Genomic DNA, 461 nt, shown 5'->3' on the forward strand with positions numbered 1-461 from the left:
CTCTAGCACCTTCGGCGAGCTTCTTCATGTCCTTATCTTTGGGGTAGCAGCTCAATGCATTAAGCACATAAGGCTTAACACCTGAGGGCATACCCATTTCGTGCAGGATCTTTTCCAAGAGCTGGCCAGATGGCCCCATGAAAGGCTTCCCCTCCATAAGCTCTCGGGAACCGGGGGACTCTCCTACAATTACGAACTTCGAGTCCACCGGCCCTTTCGTTCCGATGCACTTGGTTTTAAACGGGCAATTTGCGCATCGGAACGACATATTACAGACCCTTCAGATTTTCAACATAGTCACGAGCAATTTGCAGGTTCTGGATAGCCTGCGGCGTAAGGATACCATCCTTAAACCAATTCGGATCACGTGCAGGGGTTTCCATAGGCACGGTGAACTCGTTCTCAATGCGCAGAGGCACTGCCGAATCGATACCCACAACACCGGGAATACGACTGCACTT

Annotated in this window: 2 protein-coding genes; both read right to left on the reverse strand. The window is 51.0% G+C overall.

Annotated elements, in window-relative coordinates; translation table 11 throughout:
• On the reverse strand, positions 1 to 268 hold a 268-nt coding region (locus tag VJI94_RS08975), incomplete at its 3' end, for a uracil-DNA glycosylase family protein (RefSeq protein WP_416383677.1).
• A gap of 1 nt (position 269) precedes the next feature.
• The coding region (locus VJI94_RS07975; RefSeq protein ID WP_324008959.1) for a hypothetical protein at positions 270 to 461 on the reverse strand (192 nt) is incomplete at its 5' end.

Origin of the sequence: Parvimonas sp. D9 (genome assembly GCF_035282565.1) — a bacterium.
Lineage (GTDB): Bacteria > Bacillota > Clostridia > Tissierellales > Peptoniphilaceae > Parvimonas > Parvimonas micra.